This is a genomic window from Asticcacaulis sp. YBE204 (assembly GCF_000495855.1).
In the GTDB taxonomy this organism is placed as follows: Bacteria; Pseudomonadota; Alphaproteobacteria; order Caulobacterales; family Caulobacteraceae; genus Asticcacaulis.
The window spans coordinates 260257-277584 of the sequence record NZ_AWGF01000009.1 but is presented as its reverse complement, the minus strand read 5'-3'; the positions used below and the strand labels follow the sequence as shown (position 1 = coordinate 277584).

Here is a 17328-nt window from a genome sequence, read left to right as displayed (position 1 = left end):
GGTCGGGGGCGCTGCTGGCCCGCGCGGCGCGGGCGCGTGCCACGCTCGATGGCCGCGACTATGTGCTGCCCGACGATATCAAGGCGCTGTACCTGCCCGCCATGCGCCACCGCGTGTTGCTGGCCCCGGCAGCCGAAATCGAAGGCCAGACGGTCGACGGCGTCTTGCAGACCCTTCTCGAACGCATCGAGATTCCGAGATGAGGATAAGGTCAGCCCTTTCTTATACCTCCCCAGCTTGCTGGGGAGGAGGACCGCGCCCGAAGGGCGGGGTGGTGGGGGCCTGCGCGGTTATTCAGCGTATACAAGGGCTAGCCAGGTTTTCTTTGTCGCCTACACGAGCCCCCCTCCGTCTTTTGTCACTTCGTGACAAAATCCACCTCCCCCAGCAAGCTGGGGGAGTAGATAGGGTGGTGTACCCATGATCTATCCCACCCCGCGACTGATCTGGCTGATGATCGCCGGTGTCCTTCTGGGCAGCGGTGTGGTCTTCGTCGCGCCCGCCCTGTGGTGGGTGGCGCCGGTCGCGATGGTGGTCCTGATCCTCAGCGCCCTGTTCGAGGGCGTCTTCGCGCCGGTGCCTTCACGCGTGAAACTCGATGTGCCTCTGCCGCGCCGGATCGGCGTCGGACGCGACTATGTGTTTCCCTATGCCCTCAGCTTCAAGGGCCCCAATTCATCAAGCAGGGGCCCGGCTAAACTGGACGTCCGCTGGGGCATTACGGCGCGACTGAAAACGCCGCAGGCAGGCGTCACCCTGATGCCGGACGACAACGGATACTTCAAAGGCGACCTGCCGCTGCGTGCGTCATCGCGCGGCGCGGCGGCGGTCGAGGCCGCCCATGTGCGCTGGAGCGGCTGGCTGGGGCTCGGTTACGTGCAGCGGGTGATCCCGCTCGACTGGCACCTTGTCGTTACGCCCGATCTGGAAGGCGTGCAACAGGACGCCTCGGCGCTGTTTTCGCGGGACTCGGTGTACGGCATCCGCGTGCAGAACCAGCTTCACAACGGTTCCGAATACCATGCCCTGCGCGAATACGACTCGTCGCAGGATCACCGACGCATCGACTGGCGTTCCTCGGCGCGGCACCTGAAACTGCTGTCACGCGAATTCCAGACCGAGCGCAACCACCATATCGTACTGGCCTTCGATACGGGGCGTCTGATGGGCGAACCGCTGCTCAACATCAAGAAGATCGACCGCGCCCTCTATGCCGGTCTGCTGCTCGGCTATTGCGCGTTAAAAGTCGGCGACAATGTGCGCAGCTTCGCCTTTGCCGCGCGGCCTTATCACAACGCGCCGCTCTTGTCGGGGACCAATGCTTTCGAGGGGCTGAAGGCGCAGTTGTCGGGCCTCGACGACGTGGCCGAGGAATCGAACCACACGCTGGCCCTGGCCGATCTGGGCTCGAAGATCGGGCGGCGGTCGCTGATCGTCCTGTTCACTGACTTCATCGACGAGATCAGCGCCGATCTGATGGTCGAGTCCCTGCAACGCCTGTCGAAAAAGCACCTGATCGTGTTTGTGGCCTTCCGCGACGAGGTGCTGGAAGGTCTGGCTGCCGACGTGCCGCACGAGGCCGACGACGTAACGCGCGCCATCTTCGCGCGGCGGCTGCTCAACCGGCGCGAGACGGTCTATGCGACGCTCAGACGCATGGGGATCGAGGTGCTGGAGGCGACGACCGAAGCCATGGCGGTGCATGTGGTGCTGAAATACCTCGAACTGAAACGGGAGGACCGGCTGTGAGCGACACGCCGCCGCTGCAACTCAAGAGCCAGAAATTCCGCGAAACGCGCGAAAAGGAATGGCGCGCTCTGGCGCGTCAGGTGGATCGCGCCGAAAAAGGGCAGGTGGGCAGCTTCACGACCGAGGAACTGCTCGAACTGCCGGTGCTGTACCGCGCCACGGTGTCGTCGCTGTCGATGGCGCAGTCGATCTCGCTCGACCGCAACCTGATCACCTATCTTCAGGCCCTGTGCGGCCGCGCCTATGTCTATATGTACGGTGCCCATGCCCGTCCGTGGCAGGTCGTCAAAGGCTTTTTCCTGCGCAGCCTGCCGCAGAGTTTTCGCACGCTCGGCATCGAGATGTGGCTGTCCTTTGCCTGTTTCTTTCTGGGGGCGCTGGGCGGCTGGCTGATGTGCGCCTTCGACCCCAGCTGGTACAATGCGCTGTTGGGCCAGTCGGCGCAGGGCCGCGACACCTCGGCGACGACCGAAGACCTGCGCAAGACCCTGGGCGGCGACGGAGATACGCCTCTGGCCGTCTTTTCGGCCTTCCTCATGTCGAACAATACGCGGGTGACCCTGCTGGCCTTTGCCGTCGGCGTCATCGGCGGCGTGCCGACGGCCTTCCTGATGATCTATAACGGCATGATGCTGGGGGCCATGATGTGGCTCTTTACGACGAAGGGTCTGGGGATCGACTTCGCCGCCTGGCTGTCGATCCACGGCACGACCGAGATCATGGCCATCATCATCGGCGGCGGGGCAGGGTTCCATCTCGCGCGGCGGCTGATGTTCCCCGGTCACCTGACGCGCAAGGCGGCTCTGGCCAGTGCCGGCCGCACGGCGGGGACGGTGATGCTGGGGGCCATGCTGATGCTGATCATCGCCGGGCTCATCGAAGGCATCGGCCGTCAGACCATCACCGATACCGTACTGCGCTATGCCTTCGGCGGCACGATGCTGGTGGGGTGGCTGGTCTATTATCTGGGGCTTGGACGCGACCGGAAGGGGGCGGACGATGGCCAAAAAGCCTAAACAGGACCTGATGAAGGGCGGCAGCGTGCCGCAAAGCGAGGGGCCGACGACCAGCGTCACCACCCCCGAAGGCGTCAGGCTCAGCTTCCGCACGGCGTCGTTCGGGACGCGGCTGGGAGCGCTGCTGATCGATCTGATCATCATGGCCCTGATCCCGGTCGCCCTGATCCTCATCTTCGTCCTGCTGCCGCTGGAAGACCTGCGTATCACGCAACCCGATCATCCGTTCTGGCAGATCATGGGCGTCATCTTCGTCCTGACGCTGTTCTTCGCGCGGACGGGCTATTTCATGTTCTTCGAGATGGGGCCGCGCGCTGCGACGCCGGGCAAGCGCGTGATGAAAATTCGCGTCATTTCGCACGACGGCGGTCACCTGACGCCCGCCGCGGTGATCACCCGCAATGCCCTGCGCGAAGTCGAGCTGTTCCTGCCCCTGACCCTGTCGGTTCAGGCGGCGGCGGGGGGCGGCTGGCTGGGGCTGATCGCGTTTCTGTGGGCGCTGGGGCTGGCGCTCCTGCCGTTGTTCAACAAGGCCAAGGCTCGGCTGGGCGACTTTCTCGGCGGGACGCGCGTCGTCCACGTGCCGCGCGAAGCCCTGAGTTTCGACCTGGTCGATCAGGCCGCCGTTTCGTCGTGGCTCGTGTTCACGCCCGAACAGGTCGCGGCCTATGGCGAAAAGGAACTGGGCGTGCTGGAGGAGGTGTTGCGCGAGCGCCGCGCCTCGACCATGCAGGCCGTGGCCGCCCGCATTAAGGCGCGCATCGACTGGACCGGGCCGAAGGCCGAGGCGGATATGCCGTCGGACGAGTCGTTCCTGCGCGCCTATTACGCGGCACTGCGGGCACATCTGGAAGGTCGGATGCTGATGGGCCGCCGCCGGAAAGACAAGTTCGATCCGACGGTGTGATCCCGTCAGGCGAACACGTCGGCAGCGGATTCTGGCGTCTTGCCTTCCTTGCTTTCGCGCAGAAGGACGTAGCAGGTGACGCTGAACACCAGGGTAATCGCGTTGACCGCGACGCCGACCAGGGTAGTCAGGCCCAGAAAGAGCGTTGGCGACAGGCTGGCCGACATGAACAGGAACGGCGCCTGCACGATATTCGACAGGATGCCGGTGGCGATTCCGACCAGAAGGCTGATGAAAAACAACGCCCAGCGATGGTTTTCAGTCAACGCCCAGCTTTTCGACACGGCGCCGGTAATGCCAATGCCGCGCTCGGCGATATAGATGGCGAAACAGGGGCTCATCGCGACCATGATGATGATGCCGGGGATGATGAGCAGGATCATACCGACGGCAACCGCCAGAAAATAGATTATACCGATGACGATCAGCGGCAGGATATTGGCAAAGGCCCGACCGATGGCCGCGCCGAGCTCGAATTTACGCCCGACCAGACCCGTCACCGCCAGTTCGGTCAGCATGGAATAGTTGATCAGGGACAGAATGATGGACACCAGACCCAGTACGAGCCCGGCTGAGCTGCCGGTCGGCAGGGTGAATCCGAAGCCGTCCGTATCGAGCGGTGCCTGACCCAGTATTTCGACCAGATAGGCGCTGAACGCAAAGGTCGGGATACCGACCGTGACGATGGCCATGCCGAAAATCAGCGCGAAATGCCGGCCCATCAGATCGAAGGCACGGCTGAAGACATTACCGATCGTGAATTTCATGACATCCCCCTGAATGACCAACCCTCAGGGTAGAGGTAACACCACGCTGCGCTTGATGACAAGCGCTTTAACCCCAACAGTCCTTCGCGCCCTTGCGGCGGGCGATGGCATGGGCGATGGCGTTGTTGCGCGGCGGGATCGTCGCGGCGGGCTTGCCGAACAGCCAGCCTTGACCGTGTTCGATGCCCAGATCGAGCGCCAGCCGCGCGATGTCCTCGTTCTCGATCATTTCCCCGATGCAGGCGCATTTCAGCTCCTTGCTGAGGACACTGATCGAGTGGATAAGGGCCTTCTGGCGCGGATGGGTAAGAGCGGTTTTCAGGAACGGCCCGTCGATCTTGATGAAATCGACATCGAACCGGCGCAGGTAATTATAGGCCGCAGCCCCGGCACCGAAATCGTCGAGGCAAATCTTGAATCCGCGACGGCGTACATCGGCGAGGAAACTGGCCGCCTCATCGAGGTTCTCGACCAGATGCGATTCGGTCAGTTCGAACATCAGCCGCCCGCGCAGGGACGGAACGTTGCGCAACATGCCGCTCAGGCGGTCACGGAACTGCGCGTCCTGCACCGACAGGCCCGACAGATTGACCGCGATCGACTCCGCCGGATAGAGGTGCAGGGCCTCGATGCCCTTGGCGCAGACGGCCAGGTCGAACTCCATCGCCAGCCCGACCTGCTCGGAAAAACGCACCGTGTCGAACGCGTCCATGCCACCGGTGAAACGCAACAGGGCTTCGTAGTGCTGGACATCGCGGGTTTTCAGGTCAACGACCGGCTGAAAATGCAGGGCAAACTGACCGGCGGCCAGCACCGCCTTGACCTTCGCGTATTGATCGACGGCGGCGGTCATGGCCGCACTGAGGCAGGCCTGTAACCCGCGCGCGTCGATGCTGGCGTTCTTCGTGAAATTGTCCATCACGTAGGACAGGGCCTTGGCGACGCTTTCCTCGTCCAGATGCGCCGTATCGAGCGACAGGGTGACGACCGACGGCGACACCGCACCGTCGCGGATTCCCGCCTTGCTCAGCGCCTGACCGATATCGGCATTGAGTTGCGCTTCGGCCTTTCCGTCGGCGTCAGGGGCGGCGAGAATACCGAACTCGTCGTCGCCGAGTTGCGCCGCCAGACCGCTGGGGCCGGACGAGGCCCGCAGCAAGGCGCCGATTTCGCCCATCAATTGCTCCGACCGCGATTGCGGCATATTTTCCATGGCCCCGCTCAGGCCGTTCAGGCGGACAAGCTGCATTTCGCGCAGCATGGCCGCGCCGGAATCCGGATCGGTCGGCTTGATCTGTTTGGCGGCCATGTGCTGAAAATCGCCCGCGCTGATCAGGCCGCTGACATCGTCGCGGTCGGGCAGGGCGCGGGCCAGCATATCCGACAGCACGGTGACCGTCACATAGGTATAGCCGGGGTTATTGTCCGGGCCGGGCAGATAACAGGCGCCCAGATTGACCTGCATGGCCTTGCGGTCTTCGGGTTGCAGCCTGACGGTGGCCGGGTCCAGCCGCCCGATATCGCGGGCGCGCTTCAGCAGGCGCGAAATCAGGGCGCGTTCGGAAGCGGGGAACAGGTCGGTGACGGGCTTTTGCTTCAGGCTCTGGGCCGTGCCGCTCAACAGGGCATTGGTGGCCCCGACGGTGCGCACAATGCGGTCTTCGGCGTTGATTTCAATCAGTAAATCGGCCGCCGCCAGAGAAAAGGCAATATAGCGGTCGCGTTGTGCTTTGTAGTCATCTACGCGATGGGGCATTCCGTCCTCGTGTCCGGCGCGCAAGTCGGGTGCGCCGGTATCCTCATGATTTAACCAGATAAAGTTTAATAAAGCCTCTGCGTAGGCGTGTTATATGACGATTGACAAGACAGACAAGTCTGTCACTATCGAGCGTGGTATCATACAGGGGACGGATATGAACAAGCCCGGCGTCAAGGATCGTATTTTACAGACGGCCCTGCCATTATTTGCTGCGTCGGGCTTCAAGGCCACCGGCATCGACCGCATCATCGCCGCGTCCGGCGTCGCCAAGGCCAGCTTCTACCGCCATTTTCCGTCCAAGGACGATCTGGTTCTGGCCTGCCTCGAAGGCTGGCACGTGTCGCAATTCGCGGCCCTCAAGATGAAGGTCGAGGAAAGCGACGACAAAAGCCGGCCTCTGGCGGTGTTCGAGGTTCTGGCGGGGGACAATGGCTTTCGCGGCGATCTGCTGATCACGGCCCTGATCGAATTGGGTGAAGACAAGGCCGCCGTGACCGCTATGGTCGCTTTGGCGCGGCGTCAGATGCGCGAATGGTTCGAAGCTCTGCTGCGCGCCGCCGATTTCGCCGACATGGCCGAAGTCCTGTCGCACGAATGGCTGCTGCTGTACGAGGGCGCGATGATCGCCACGGTTCGCGCGCCGCAGGAACACCCGGCCCGCCGCGCCCGCGCCGCCGCCGAACGCAGCCTGCAACAGATACAACTGAAACGGTTGCTCAGCAAAACCCTGCCGCAGTAAGCCGGGTTTATATCCGGCGCGAAGGGCGGCGCAATCACCGGTTGCCAATTCCTTAACCCAAAAGAAATCAATATATTGGAAATTACGGTACGCGCGTGAGTCTCACGTGCATAAATTCTGTCTGCCGGATACCGTAACCATGTTCAGAGTACTCACCTGCCTGCGCGATCAGCACAATTGGGCGCTGGTCTTGCTGGCCGCCGTCGTATGCGTGTCGGCGTCGCTTACCGCCATGACGCTAGTGCGGCGGGCGAAGAAAAGCGCGAGCGGCGAGCGGATGCGCTGGGTGCTGACGGCGGGTGCCGCCACCGGTTTCGGGATCTGGGCGACGCACTTCATCGCCATGATGGCCTACGATCCCGGCGTCGTCGCAGGGTACGATCTTGTGAACACTCTGGTCTCTCTGGTCGTCGCCGTGACGATCACCGCCGCGGGTATCGGTCTGGCGGCGATGGAATCGAAGCTTGTGTGGCGATCCGTCGGCGGGGCGCTGGTCGGGCTCGGGGTGGCGGGCATGCACTATACGGGCATGCTGGCGCTGGAGGTTCCGGCCCATATCCACTGGGCGAAGGATCTGGTGGCCGTCTCCATCCTGCTCGGCATGGCGTTCGGCGCCGCCTCGCTGTCTGTAGCCACCAGCGAGGCGAAGCACGGTCTGTGGGCCGGGGCCGGTCTGCTGGTGCTCGGCATCGTCGGCCATCACTTCACCGGCATGGGCGCGATAAACATGATCGCCGATCCGACGCGTCAACTGAGCGGCCTGACCCTGTCGCCCGACAGCATGTCCCTGACGATCGCCGCCGTGGCGCTGGCGGTCCTCGGCCTCTGTGCCGCGACCATCCTGCACCGTCAGAAGCTGGAGGATCTGGCGGAGGCCAATGAGCGGCATTTCGGCGCGCTGGTCGATGCCATTCAGGACTACGCCATCTACATGCTTGATCCGAATGGCCGCGTCAGCAACTGGAACACCGCCGCCCAGCGCTTCAAAGGCTACAGCGCCGAGGAAATCGTCGGGCAAGGCTTCGAGGTCTTCTATCCCGAAGCCCAGCGCCGCGCCGGTAAACCGCAACGCGCCCTGCAAACCGCCGTCGAGCAGGGGCGTTTCGAAGAAGAGGCGCTGCGTGTGCGCAAGGACGGTTCGCACTTCTACGCGCACGTCGTCCTGACCCCGATGTTCGAGCCGAACGGTCGGCTGCTCGGCTTCGCCAAGATCACCCGCGACGTCACCCAGACCAAGGCCGACCGCGAACGCCTGCGTCAGACGACGCACAATTTCGACACGGCGCTGCGCCACATGTCGCAGGGCCTGTGCCTGTATGATGCCGAAGAACGCCTGATTCTGGCCAATCCGCGCGTGATGGAAATCTTCAATTCCGACCCCGAAAAGGTTGTGCCCGGCGTTTTGTTCCGCGATCAGGTGATCCGCATCATGCAGGCGCGCGGCGCATCGCCGGAGATGATCGAAGAGCGTTATCGGGCGCACCGGGCCCTGATCGACCAACCCGGCGGCGGCAGCATGATCATCGAGGCCGGCGGGGTCGTCCTGTCGGTGTCGCACCGGCCCATGCCCGATGGCGGCTGGGTTTCGACCTATGACGATATCACCGAGCGCCGCCGCGATGAGGCGCGCATCGCGCATATGGCTCGCCACGACGGTTTGACGGGCTTGCCCAACCGCGAGCACTTCAACGCTCATCTCGATCAGGATCTGGAGCGGGCGGCGCGCCAGGGTCAGAAGGTCGCAGCCATCGCCATCGACCTCAACCGCTTCAAGGAAATCAACGATCTGCGCGGTCATGCGGCAGGAGATCAGGTGCTGAAAACCATCGCCGACCGCCTGAGCGGCATCTGCGGCGAAGCCGAGTTCACGGCCCGTCTGGGCGGCGACGAATTCGCCTGCGTCAAACGCTTTACCGAGACGCGCGACCTGACCGACTTCATTGCGCGCCTCCAGACGGCGCTGAACGCATCGATCGATCTCGACGGCTTCGAGGTCGCCCCCGGCGGATCGGTCGGCGTGGCCATCTATCCCGAAGATGCCGCCCAGCGCGAAAGCCTGATGAACAATGCCGATCTGGCGCTCTATCGCGCCAAGTCGAGCCCCAAATCCAGTCAGAGCGAAAACGTCTGCTTCTACGAAGCCCGCATGGACGAAGCCGCCCGCGACCGCCGCGCCCTGGCCAAGGACCTGTGGCAGGCCATCGCCCGCGACGAATTCACCGTCCACTATCAGGTCCAGAAGGCCGTCGATACGCAGGAGATTACCGGCTACGAGGCCTTGCTGCGCTGGAAACACCCCGAACGCGGTCACGTAAGCCCGGTCGACTTCATCCCGGTGGCCGAAGAATGCGGGGCCATCCTCGATATCGGCGAATGGGTCCTGCGCACCGCCTGTGCGGAGGCCGCGCGCTGGAACAATCAGGCCAAGATCGCCGTCAACCTGTCGCCGGTGCAACTGGGGCACGTCGATCTGGTGCATATGGTTCATTCGATCCTCATCGAGACCGGACTTTCGCCGCGGCGTCTGGAGCTGGAAATCACCGAATCGACCATCATCGGCGACAAGGCCCGCGCCCTGCACATCCTGCGTCAGATCAAGGCGCTGGGGGTAACCATCGCCATCGACGATTTCGGTACGGGCTATTCGTCGCTCGATACGCTCAATTCATTCCCCTTCGACAAGATCAAGATCGACCGTTCCTTCCTGATGGAGGCCGAACACAGTCCTCAGGCGCGCGCCATCATCCGCGCCATTCTGGCCCTGGGTAAAAGCTTGCAGGTACCGGTACTGGCGGAAGGCGTGGAAACTCTGACCCAGCTCGAACTGCTGCGGTCGGAAGGCTGCGACGAGGCGCAGGGTTACTATTTCGGCCGACCGGCGGCGCTCGTTCCGGATGAAGCCCCGGACAAGATCGCTCGCAGCGCGTAAAAGCCACAGAAAATATAGGGTAAAAGGCGTTGGTCTTCTAAAAGAACTATGCTATGCCGCCGCCTTCGGAGGGGCAGGATGACCAGTACAGTAACCGGCACGCCGTCAACGGCGGTCGAACGGCGTAAGCGTATTCTCGAAATCGCCCGCGATGCGTTTTTCCGCGACGGCTTTGCCGCGACCACCATGTCGGCCATCGCCGCACAGGTCGGCGGCTCTAAGACCACCCTCTACACCTATTTTCCGTCCAAGGAAGACCTGCTGGAGGCCTATATCGCCGACCTGTGTCAGCGGCTGCACGAGCTGGTCGAGTTCAGTGCCGATCCCGACAATCTCTCCGAAGCTCTGACCGTCATCGGCACGGGCGCCTTGCGCTTTCTGGGCTGCGAGGAACTGTCTCAGGCCGGTTTGCTGGTTATCGAAGAGTCCCGTCGCAATCCCGAACTGGCGCAACGGTTCTACGAGGCCGGGCCGGGGAAGGGGCGCATCCGCATGATACGCCTGATTCAGGATGCCCATGATCGTGGTCACATCTGCGCGCCCGATGCCCCTGTCGCCGCCGAGGCCTTTTCCGGCATGCTGTTCGGCGATCTGAACATGCGCCGGTTGTTCAACTTGCCTGCCCATCCCGACGACGCCGAGATCGAACGCCGGGTGAGCCACGCCGTGCGCGTCTTCATGACCGCCCATGCCGTACACGCCGCTTAAAAAGAACGCGGGTTTTTAGGCAAAAAACACCTTTTCCGCGACGGAATGCCGTTCGCCTTGCGTAACTCTGACTGGTGCACATCCTGATCTGGTCACGGGCGCACCCCTCTCTGACGCCCGTGACCCCTTTTTTCGATCGCGTGAACCCTACCGTCCGGCGTCAGTTTCGACTTGCCAGCGGTAAAATGCCCTGACAAAAGAACCTCATACCAAAACCTTCCCGCAGGTTTGAGGGACCGGAATAAAGGACAGCCATGCTTTCGCGTTTCTTCATCGACCGTCCCATCTTTGCCTGGGTCGTAGCCATCGTCATCATGCTGGCCGGCCTTTTGTCGATACGCACCCTGCCTGTAGAACAATACCCCGACATCGCCCTGCCGCAGGTGCGCGTCAACGCCTCCTATCCCGGCGCTTCGGCGAAGACCGTCGAGGATTCGGTGACCCAGATCATCGAGCAGGGCATGACCGGCCTCGACCGGCTGAAATACATGTCGGCGACCTCGTCCGACAACGGCTCGGCCAACGTCACCCTCGTCTTCGAAGCGGGTACCGACATCGACACCGCGCAGGTTCAGGTCCAGAACCAGGTGCAGTCGGTCATCAACCGCCTGCCGCAGGACGTGCAGACGCAAGGCGTCCGCGTCAACAAGGCCTCGAATAACCAGCTTCTGGTCTTTTCGCTCTTCTCCTCCGACGGCTCGCTGACCAATGCCGACCTCGGCGACTATCTGGTGACCAATATTCAGGACACTCTGGCCCGCGTCGACGGCGTCGGGGAAACCAACGTCTTCGGGTCGGGCTATGCCATGCGCATCTGGCTCAATCCGGACAAGCTTGTGGGCTATAATCTGACGCCGGCCGACATCGTCACCGCCATCCGCGCCCAGAACGCGCAGGTCTCCGCCGGTCAGTTGGCCGCCCAGCCGATCAGTCAGGATATCGCGCTCAACGCCACCATAACGTCTCAGTCGCGCCTGACCACGGTCGCCGAATTCGCCAATATCATCATCAAGAGCGATACCTCCGGCGCCACGGTTTACCTGCGCGACGTGGCCCGCGTCGAACTGGGGCAGCAGAGCTACGATCAACTCAGTCGCATCAACGGCAAGCCCGCGACCGGCATCGTCATCAACCTCGCTACCGGCGCCAACGCGCTGAAGACCGCCGATCTGGTCAAGGCCGAGATGGAGACCCTGTCTAAGAACTTCCCGAAAAACATCGAATACGCTATCCCGAACGACTCGACCGACTTTATCAAGCTGTCGATCCACGAGGTGGTGAAGACCCTGATCGAAGCCATCGTTCTGGTCTTCGTGGTCATGTACCTGTTCCTGCAAAACTGGCGCGCGACGCTCATTCCGACCATCGCCGTGCCGGTCGTGCTTCTGGGGACGCTGGGGATTCTGGCCGCTGCCGGGTTCTCGATCAACCTTCTGACCATGTTCGGGCTGGTGCTGGCCATCGGGCTGCTGGTCGACGACGCCATCGTGGTCGTGGAAAACGTCGAGCGCGTCATGCACGAGGAGGGCCTGAGCCCCAAGGACGCCACGCGCAAATCGATGGACGAGATCACCGGCGCTCTGATCGGGATCGGCCTGGTTCTGGCGGCGATGTTCGTGCCGATGGCCTTCTTCGGCGGCACGCAGGGTATCATCTACCGTCAGTTCTCGATCACCATCGTCTCGGCGATGGGCCTGTCGGTCATCGTAGCCCTGATCCTGACGCCGCCGCTCTGCGCCACCCTGCTCAAGCCGGTGGACCGCGATCACCATGCGGAAAAGAAAGGCTTTTTCGGCTGGTTCAACCGCTGGTTCGACAAGGCCAGCCACGGCTATATGCGCACGATCGGCGGTATTGTGGCCAAGCCGCTGCGCTATCTGGCCGTCTACGGCGCAGTGATCGTTGCCTGCGCCATGATGTTCCACGTCCTGCCGACCTCGTTCCTGCCGGACGAGGATCAGGGCTTCATGCAGACCCAGATCCAGCTTCCCGTCGGCACGACCGGCAATGTCACCAACGAGGTGGTCAAGAAGGTCGAGGCCTATCTGGCCAAGGATCCGACCGCGCGCTACGTCTTTGCCCGCTCCGGTACCAACGGTCAGAACCAGGGGCAGGTCAATATCCGCATGAAACCGTTCGAGGAGCGCAAGACCTCGGACCTGCGCGTCCCGGCGGTGATCGAGCGCGCCCGCAAGGAATTCGCCAAGCCCGAATACCGTAGCGCCCGCATCATCCCGGTTCAGCCACCCGTCGTGCGTTCTCTGGGCGATGCGTCCGGTTTCTCCTTCGTCATCAAGGACGTCGGCGGCGTCGGGGCGCAGGCCCTGCTGGCGGCGCGCAACGACCTTATCCGCCGCGCCGGTGACGATCCGCGTCTGGGCTCCGTCCGGTCGGGCGGACAGGACATTACGCCGCAGCTCAAGATCGACATCAACAAGACCGCCGCCGGGGCTATGGGCGTCAGCGTCAGCGACATCAACGCCATGCTGTCGGCAGCGTGGGGCGGTTCCTACGTCAACGACTTCATCGACCGCGGCCGCGTCAAGCGCGTCTATGTGCAGGCCGATATTCCGTATCGTATGCGGCCCGAAGACCTGAACCGCTGGTACGTGCGCAACAAGGACAGCCAGATGGTGCCGTTCTCGGCCTTCGGCTCGACGCGCTGGCAGTCGGGTGCGCCGTCGCTGGAGCGCTATAACGGCTCGCCGTCCACCGGTGTGCAGGGCGCTCCCGCCGAAGGCGTGTCGTCCGGCCACGCCATGCAGGCCATCGAGGAACTGGCCGCAGATCTGCCGCAGGGCACGGCGATCGAATGGACCGGCCTGTCGCTTCAGGAACGCGAGTCCGGCGCTCAGGCCCCGGCGCTCTATGCCCTGTCGGTGCTGGTCGTCTTTCTGTTGTTGGCGGCATTGTACGAAAGCTGGACGATCCCGTTCTCGGTCATTCTGGTCCTGCCGCTGGCGGTGCTGGGGGCGCTGCTGGCGACGTGGCTGCGCGGGCTCGACAACGACATCTTCTTTCAGGTCGGGCTTCTGACCACCATCGGCCTGTCGTGCAAGAACGCCATCCTGATCGTCGAATATGCCCGTACGCTTCAGGAGCAGGGCAAGAGCCTGATCGATGCCACGCTGGAGGCCTCGCGTATCCGTCTGCGGCCGATCCTGATGACCTCGTTCGCCTTCACCTTCGGTGTCCTGCCGCTGGCCCTGGCGACCGGGGCAGGGTCCGGCGCACAGCACGCCATCGGCACCGGCCTGATCGGCGGCGTTTTGTCCGCGACCCTGCTGGCCATCTTCTACATCCCGCTGTTCTTCGTGCTGGTGCAGAAGGTGTTCAATCGCAAGGGCAACGCCGCCAAAGAGGTTCAGGCCGAAAACGCCTGATCTTGCATCTGCTGCTCATTTGAGTTATTGTTATCGCTCAATCAAGCGAAGGCATGGGGAGCGATGACATGGCTGACGGCACCCTCGATTTCAGCGACCTCTACCGCGCCAGCCCTTTGCAGCGCGTGCGGCTGGTGCGCGACGGCGTCCCGGCCTCCGAGGTCAAGGACATGGCGCGCCTGATGGACATGCCGCAGGAGAAGCTGTTGCAATCGCTCGGCCTGTCGATGGCGACCGTCAACCGCAAGGCCAAGCGCGCCGAGGGCCTGTCGAGCGAGGATTCGGAACGCGTACTGGGCGTGTCGAACCTGATCGGTCAGGTGCAGGTCATGGTCGAACAATCCGGCCTCAGCGACGGGTTCGATGCCGCAAAGTGGTTAGCGCACTGGCTCGATCAGCCGCTGCCCGCGCTGGGTGGCGAGCGTCCGGCGGATTATCTCGACACCCTCGAAGGGCAGCGCCTGATCTCCAGCCTGCTGGCGCAATCGCAAAGCGGCGCCTACGCGTGACGCGTCATCTGTGGCGCATTGCCACCGATACGCCGGACTATACCGCCGACGACCGCTCAGGTGCCGGGGCCAAGACGACCGGCGGGCGCTGGAACCGCAAGGGTCTGGGCGTCGTCTATGCGTCGGAAACCATCGCGCTGGCCTGTCTGGAAACCTATGTCCACCTCAATGCCACAGGCCTGCCGTTCAACCGCTATCTGGCCCATTTCGACGTGCCGGACGAGGTCTGGGCGGCGGCCAAAACCTTCGATGCCAAACGCCATGTCGGCTGGGATGCGGTGCCGGCGGGACGCGTCAGCCTCGATCAGGGCGATGCCTGGCTCAAAAGCGCGGCCTCGCTCCTGCTGCGGGTACCGTCGGTCATCGTGCCTGAAGAATACAATGTCCTGATCAATCCGCAGCACCCCGACATCAAGCGCATCAAGGTCACCAAGTTGCGCAAATGGACCTACGATCAGCGGTTCAGGCCCTGACCAACTTGCCCGCCTGTCCCTTAAGCGTAACCGTTTCACCGGCCCTCAATGTCAGATCGAGCGCCGACTTCCCCCACACGACGCGGGTCTTGCCGCCGCGCACCGAGCTGATCGCCGCCTGCGTCACCTGACCGTCGCGCCAGTCGAGCGCCACTTCAAACCCGCCGCGCGCCTTAAGGCCGCTGAACGATCCCTGCGGCCAGACCGAGGGCAGGGCGGGCAGAAGCTCTATTCGCCCGCGATGGGTTTGCAGCAGCATCTCGGCAATCCCCGCCGCGCCGCCGAAATTGCCGTCGATCTGAAACGGCGGGTGGGCGTCGAACAGGTTGGGGTAGGACCGGCGCGGATGCAGCAGCAGCTTGATGACGTCGTGTGCATGATTGCCGTCCTTCAGCCGCGCCCACAGATTGATGCGCCAGCCGATACCCCAGCCAGTCGCATCGTCGCCACGAATCTCCAGCGATTTCCGCGCCGCCTTCGCCAGATCCGGCGTGTCTTCGACGGTAATCTGATCCGACGGGTAGAGCGCATAGAGGTGCGACACATGGCGGTGATGGATGTCCGGGGCCTCCATGTCCCAGTCGCCCTGCCATTCCTGAAGCTGACCGGCCTTGCCGATCTTTTCCGGCGGCAGCTTGGCGCGCATGGCCAGACACGCCTTAGCCAACGTCGCGTCGGTTTTCAGTATCTTAGCCGCTTCGGCGGTGTGGGCGAACAGATCGCGCAACAACTGATTGTCCATCGCCGGTCCGGCGCAGACCGACGAGCCGAAGGGGTGCTTGTTTTCCGGTGAATTGGACGGATTGGTGACCATGTAGCCGGTGTTCGGGTCTTTCAGCAGGGTCGCCAGATAGAACTCCGACGCCCCTTTCATCAGGGGATAAAGCCGCTTCAGCCACGCCACGTCGCCATTATAGAGCCACGGCTCCCACAGGTTTTGCAGCAGCCACGCGCCGCCCATCGGCCACAGCGCCCACACCGCGCCGTCCGGCGGCGTCGCCACGCGCCAGACATCGGTATTGTTGAACGCCACCCAGCCCGGCGCGTTGTACATGTCCTTCGCCAGCTTGGCGCCGGTCTCGCTGAGGTCTTCGACCAGACACAGCAGGGGCTCCATCGTCTCGTGCAGGTTACAGGCCTCGGCGGGCCAGTAGTTCATCTCGGCATTGATGTTGAGCGTCCATTTGGACTGCCACGACGGATTGAGCTTGTCGTTCCAGATGCCTTGCAGATTGGCCGGCTGCCGCGATCCGCGTGACGACGACATCAGCAGATAACGCCCATATTGCACATAGAGGGCGGCCAGACCGGGGTCCCTGCCTTCGTTGAATCTGGCGATGCGCTGATCGGTCGGCAAGGCGGCATTATCGCCGCTCCCCAGATCGATCGCCACGCGCCCGAACAGGCGTTTATAGTCGGCGGCGTGACCAGCCCGCAGTGCCGCATAGCCCTTGGCGGCGGCCTTGGTGATGACTTCGGCATTGCGCGCGGCGGGGTCGCCGGAAATGTCGTTATATTTGATGTAACCAGTGGCCGCCGAAATCAGGATGACGACGTCTTCGGTCCCGCTGACATAGACCCCGCCTTCGCGCGCGGTAAGGGTGCCTGACGGGGCGATGATCTTGGCGCGCAGTTCAAAGGGCAGCTTGCCTTCGATGCCCTGCTGGGGCGGGCTGATCCCCTTGATGACAATGGTGTCGCCGTCGACGGTTTCGATGTCGGCTTTTTGCGGCGTCGACAGGCTGAGATCGACCGTGACCGGCTTGCCCTTGTCGCCGGACAGGCGGACCACCATGACCTGATCGGTGGCGGAGACGAACACCTCGCGGCGGTGGCGGGTCGATCCGGCATTGAACTCGGTCACCACGATGCCCTCGCTCAGATCGAGGCTGCGCTCGTATTTCGAGGTATTGTCGAGACCGGGGAACAGCATGATCAGGTCACCGACCGGCTGATAGGCCATCTGCTTGATCGGCTGGCTGATCAGGGTCTGATTGGCCAGCTTCTCGGCCTCGGCATATTTGCCCGCGAAGACCAGTTTCTGGACCTGCGGCAGGCCTTCGCGCGACTTTGGATTGGTCGGATTATAGGGCGATCCGGCGTAGAAGGTGTCTTCGTTGATCTGAACGCGCTCGACCGCGATGCCGCCGAAGACCATGCCGCCCAGACGCCCGTTACCGACCGGCAGGGCCTTGACCCACTCGTCCGCCGGACGGTCGTACCACAGGCGCAAGGGCGAGGGCGGCGGGGTTTGTGCCGTGGTCTTGCTGGCGAAGGCCAGCGCGCCGACCGCCGTGGCGCTGATCATCAGGTGGCGGCGGTTGAGGCTAAAACCGGTCATGATTGTCTATCCCTGCGGCATTTGTATGATTTATATATGGTAGTTATT

At 63.0% G+C, this 17328-nt stretch carries 12 protein-coding genes and 1 pseudogene; 10 read left to right on the top strand and 3 right to left on the bottom strand.

Annotated elements, in window-relative coordinates:
- The 4 genes and pseudogenes from AEYBE204_RS0120400 to AEYBE204_RS32035 all read left to right on the top strand — a co-directional run.
- Positions 1-203, top strand: a pseudogene (locus AEYBE204_RS0120400) (magnesium chelatase); the annotation flags it as partial.
- 217 nt (positions 204-420) lie between these two features.
- Complete coding sequence (locus AEYBE204_RS32045) at positions 421-1749, top strand: DUF58 domain-containing protein (protein ID WP_023462651.1); 1329 nt, start codon at positions 421-423, stop codon at positions 1747-1749.
- Positions 1746-2765 carry a stage II sporulation protein M gene (locus tag AEYBE204_RS32040; protein ID WP_023462650.1) on the top strand — a complete coding sequence of 340 codons (1020 nt, stop codon included), beginning with the start codon at positions 1746-1748 and terminating at the stop codon, positions 2763-2765. Before AEYBE204_RS32045 ends, AEYBE204_RS32040 begins: the two co-directional genes overlap by 4 nt.
- Positions 2749-3672 (top strand): RDD family protein, encoded by a 924-nt coding sequence (locus AEYBE204_RS32035; protein WP_023462649.1) that lies wholly within the window; start codon positions 2749-2751, stop codon positions 3670-3672. Before AEYBE204_RS32040 ends, AEYBE204_RS32035 begins: the two co-directional genes overlap by 17 nt.
- Before the next feature lie 5 nt (positions 3673-3677).
- Here the strand turns inward: AEYBE204_RS32035 and AEYBE204_RS32030 are convergent, their stop codons facing one another.
- Positions 3678-4439: a hypothetical protein gene (locus AEYBE204_RS32030; RefSeq protein ID WP_023462648.1), complete on the bottom strand. Its 762-nt coding sequence runs from the start codon at positions 4437-4439 to the stop codon at positions 3678-3680.
- 67 nt (positions 4440-4506) lie between these two features.
- Positions 4507-6195, bottom strand: a complete 1689-nt coding sequence (locus tag AEYBE204_RS32025; RefSeq protein WP_023462647.1) for an EAL domain-containing protein — start codon at positions 6193-6195, stop codon at positions 4507-4509.
- A 157-nt stretch (positions 6196-6352) separates the two neighbouring features.
- Between AEYBE204_RS32025 and AEYBE204_RS32020 the strand changes: the two genes are divergently transcribed.
- From AEYBE204_RS32020 to AEYBE204_RS31995, 6 genes are all read left to right on the top strand, one after another.
- Positions 6353-6937 carry a TetR/AcrR family transcriptional regulator gene (locus AEYBE204_RS32020; RefSeq protein ID WP_023462646.1) on the top strand — a complete coding sequence of 195 codons (585 nt, stop codon included), beginning with the start codon at positions 6353-6355 and terminating at the stop codon, positions 6935-6937.
- Positions 6938-7076: 139 nt separating this feature from the next.
- Positions 7077-9866, top strand: coding sequence for an EAL domain-containing protein (locus tag AEYBE204_RS32015; RefSeq protein ID WP_023462645.1), 2790 nt, complete (start codon positions 7077-7079; stop codon positions 9864-9866).
- Between the two features lie 78 nt (positions 9867-9944).
- Positions 9945-10574 (top strand): TetR/AcrR family transcriptional regulator, encoded by a 630-nt coding sequence (locus AEYBE204_RS32010; protein WP_023462644.1) that lies wholly within the window; start codon positions 9945-9947, stop codon positions 10572-10574.
- Positions 10575-10828: 254 nt separating this feature from the next.
- Positions 10829-13957 (top strand): efflux RND transporter permease subunit, encoded by a 3129-nt coding sequence (locus AEYBE204_RS32005; RefSeq protein ID WP_023462643.1) that lies wholly within the window; start codon positions 10829-10831, stop codon positions 13955-13957.
- A 68-nt stretch (positions 13958-14025) separates the two neighbouring features.
- The gene (locus tag AEYBE204_RS32000; protein ID WP_023462642.1) at positions 14026-14466 is read left to right on the top strand and encodes an antitoxin Xre-like helix-turn-helix domain-containing protein; all 441 of its coding nucleotides are present in this window, start codon (positions 14026-14028) and stop codon (positions 14464-14466) included.
- Positions 14463-14939, top strand: a complete 477-nt coding sequence (locus tag AEYBE204_RS31995) for an RES family NAD+ phosphorylase (protein WP_023462641.1) — start codon at positions 14463-14465, stop codon at positions 14937-14939. The genes AEYBE204_RS32000 and AEYBE204_RS31995 overlap by 4 nt, the downstream gene beginning before the upstream one ends.
- Here AEYBE204_RS31995 and AEYBE204_RS31990 read toward each other — a convergent pair.
- Positions 14929-17280: a glycoside hydrolase N-terminal domain-containing protein gene (locus AEYBE204_RS31990; RefSeq protein WP_023462640.1), complete on the bottom strand. Its 2352-nt coding sequence runs from the start codon at positions 17278-17280 to the stop codon at positions 14929-14931. The two genes, AEYBE204_RS31995 and AEYBE204_RS31990, sit on opposite strands and share 11 nt — an antisense overlap.
- Positions 17281-17328 lie beyond the last annotated feature (48 nt).

Bases quoted from the DNA above. Each gene is read 5' to 3' on its own strand.
- AEYBE204_RS31990 (WP_023462640.1), bottom strand. From the start codon at position 17,280: ATGACCGGTTTTAGCCTCAACCGCCGCCACCTGATGATCAGCGCCACG.
- AEYBE204_RS32025 (WP_023462647.1), bottom strand. From the start codon at position 6,195: ATGCCCCATCGCGTAGATGACTACAAAGCACAACGCGACCGCTATATT.
- AEYBE204_RS32030 (WP_023462648.1), bottom strand. From the start codon at position 4,439: ATGAAATTCACGATCGGTAATGTCTTCAGCCGTGCCTTCGATCTGATG.
- AEYBE204_RS32005 (WP_023462643.1), top strand. From the start codon at position 10,829: ATGCTTTCGCGTTTCTTCATCGACCGTCCCATCTTTGCCTGGGTCGTA.
- AEYBE204_RS32010 (WP_023462644.1), top strand. From the start codon at position 9,945: ATGACCAGTACAGTAACCGGCACGCCGTCAACGGCGGTCGAACGGCGT.
- AEYBE204_RS32015 (WP_023462645.1), top strand. From the start codon at position 7,077: ATGTTCAGAGTACTCACCTGCCTGCGCGATCAGCACAATTGGGCGCTG.
- AEYBE204_RS32035 (WP_023462649.1), top strand. From the start codon at position 2,749: ATGGCCAAAAAGCCTAAACAGGACCTGATGAAGGGCGGCAGCGTGCCG.
- AEYBE204_RS32000 (WP_023462642.1), top strand. From the start codon at position 14,026: ATGGCTGACGGCACCCTCGATTTCAGCGACCTCTACCGCGCCAGCCCT.
- AEYBE204_RS32020 (WP_023462646.1), top strand. From the start codon at position 6,353: ATGAACAAGCCCGGCGTCAAGGATCGTATTTTACAGACGGCCCTGCCA.
- AEYBE204_RS32045 (WP_023462651.1), top strand. From the start codon at position 421: ATGATCTATCCCACCCCGCGACTGATCTGGCTGATGATCGCCGGTGTC.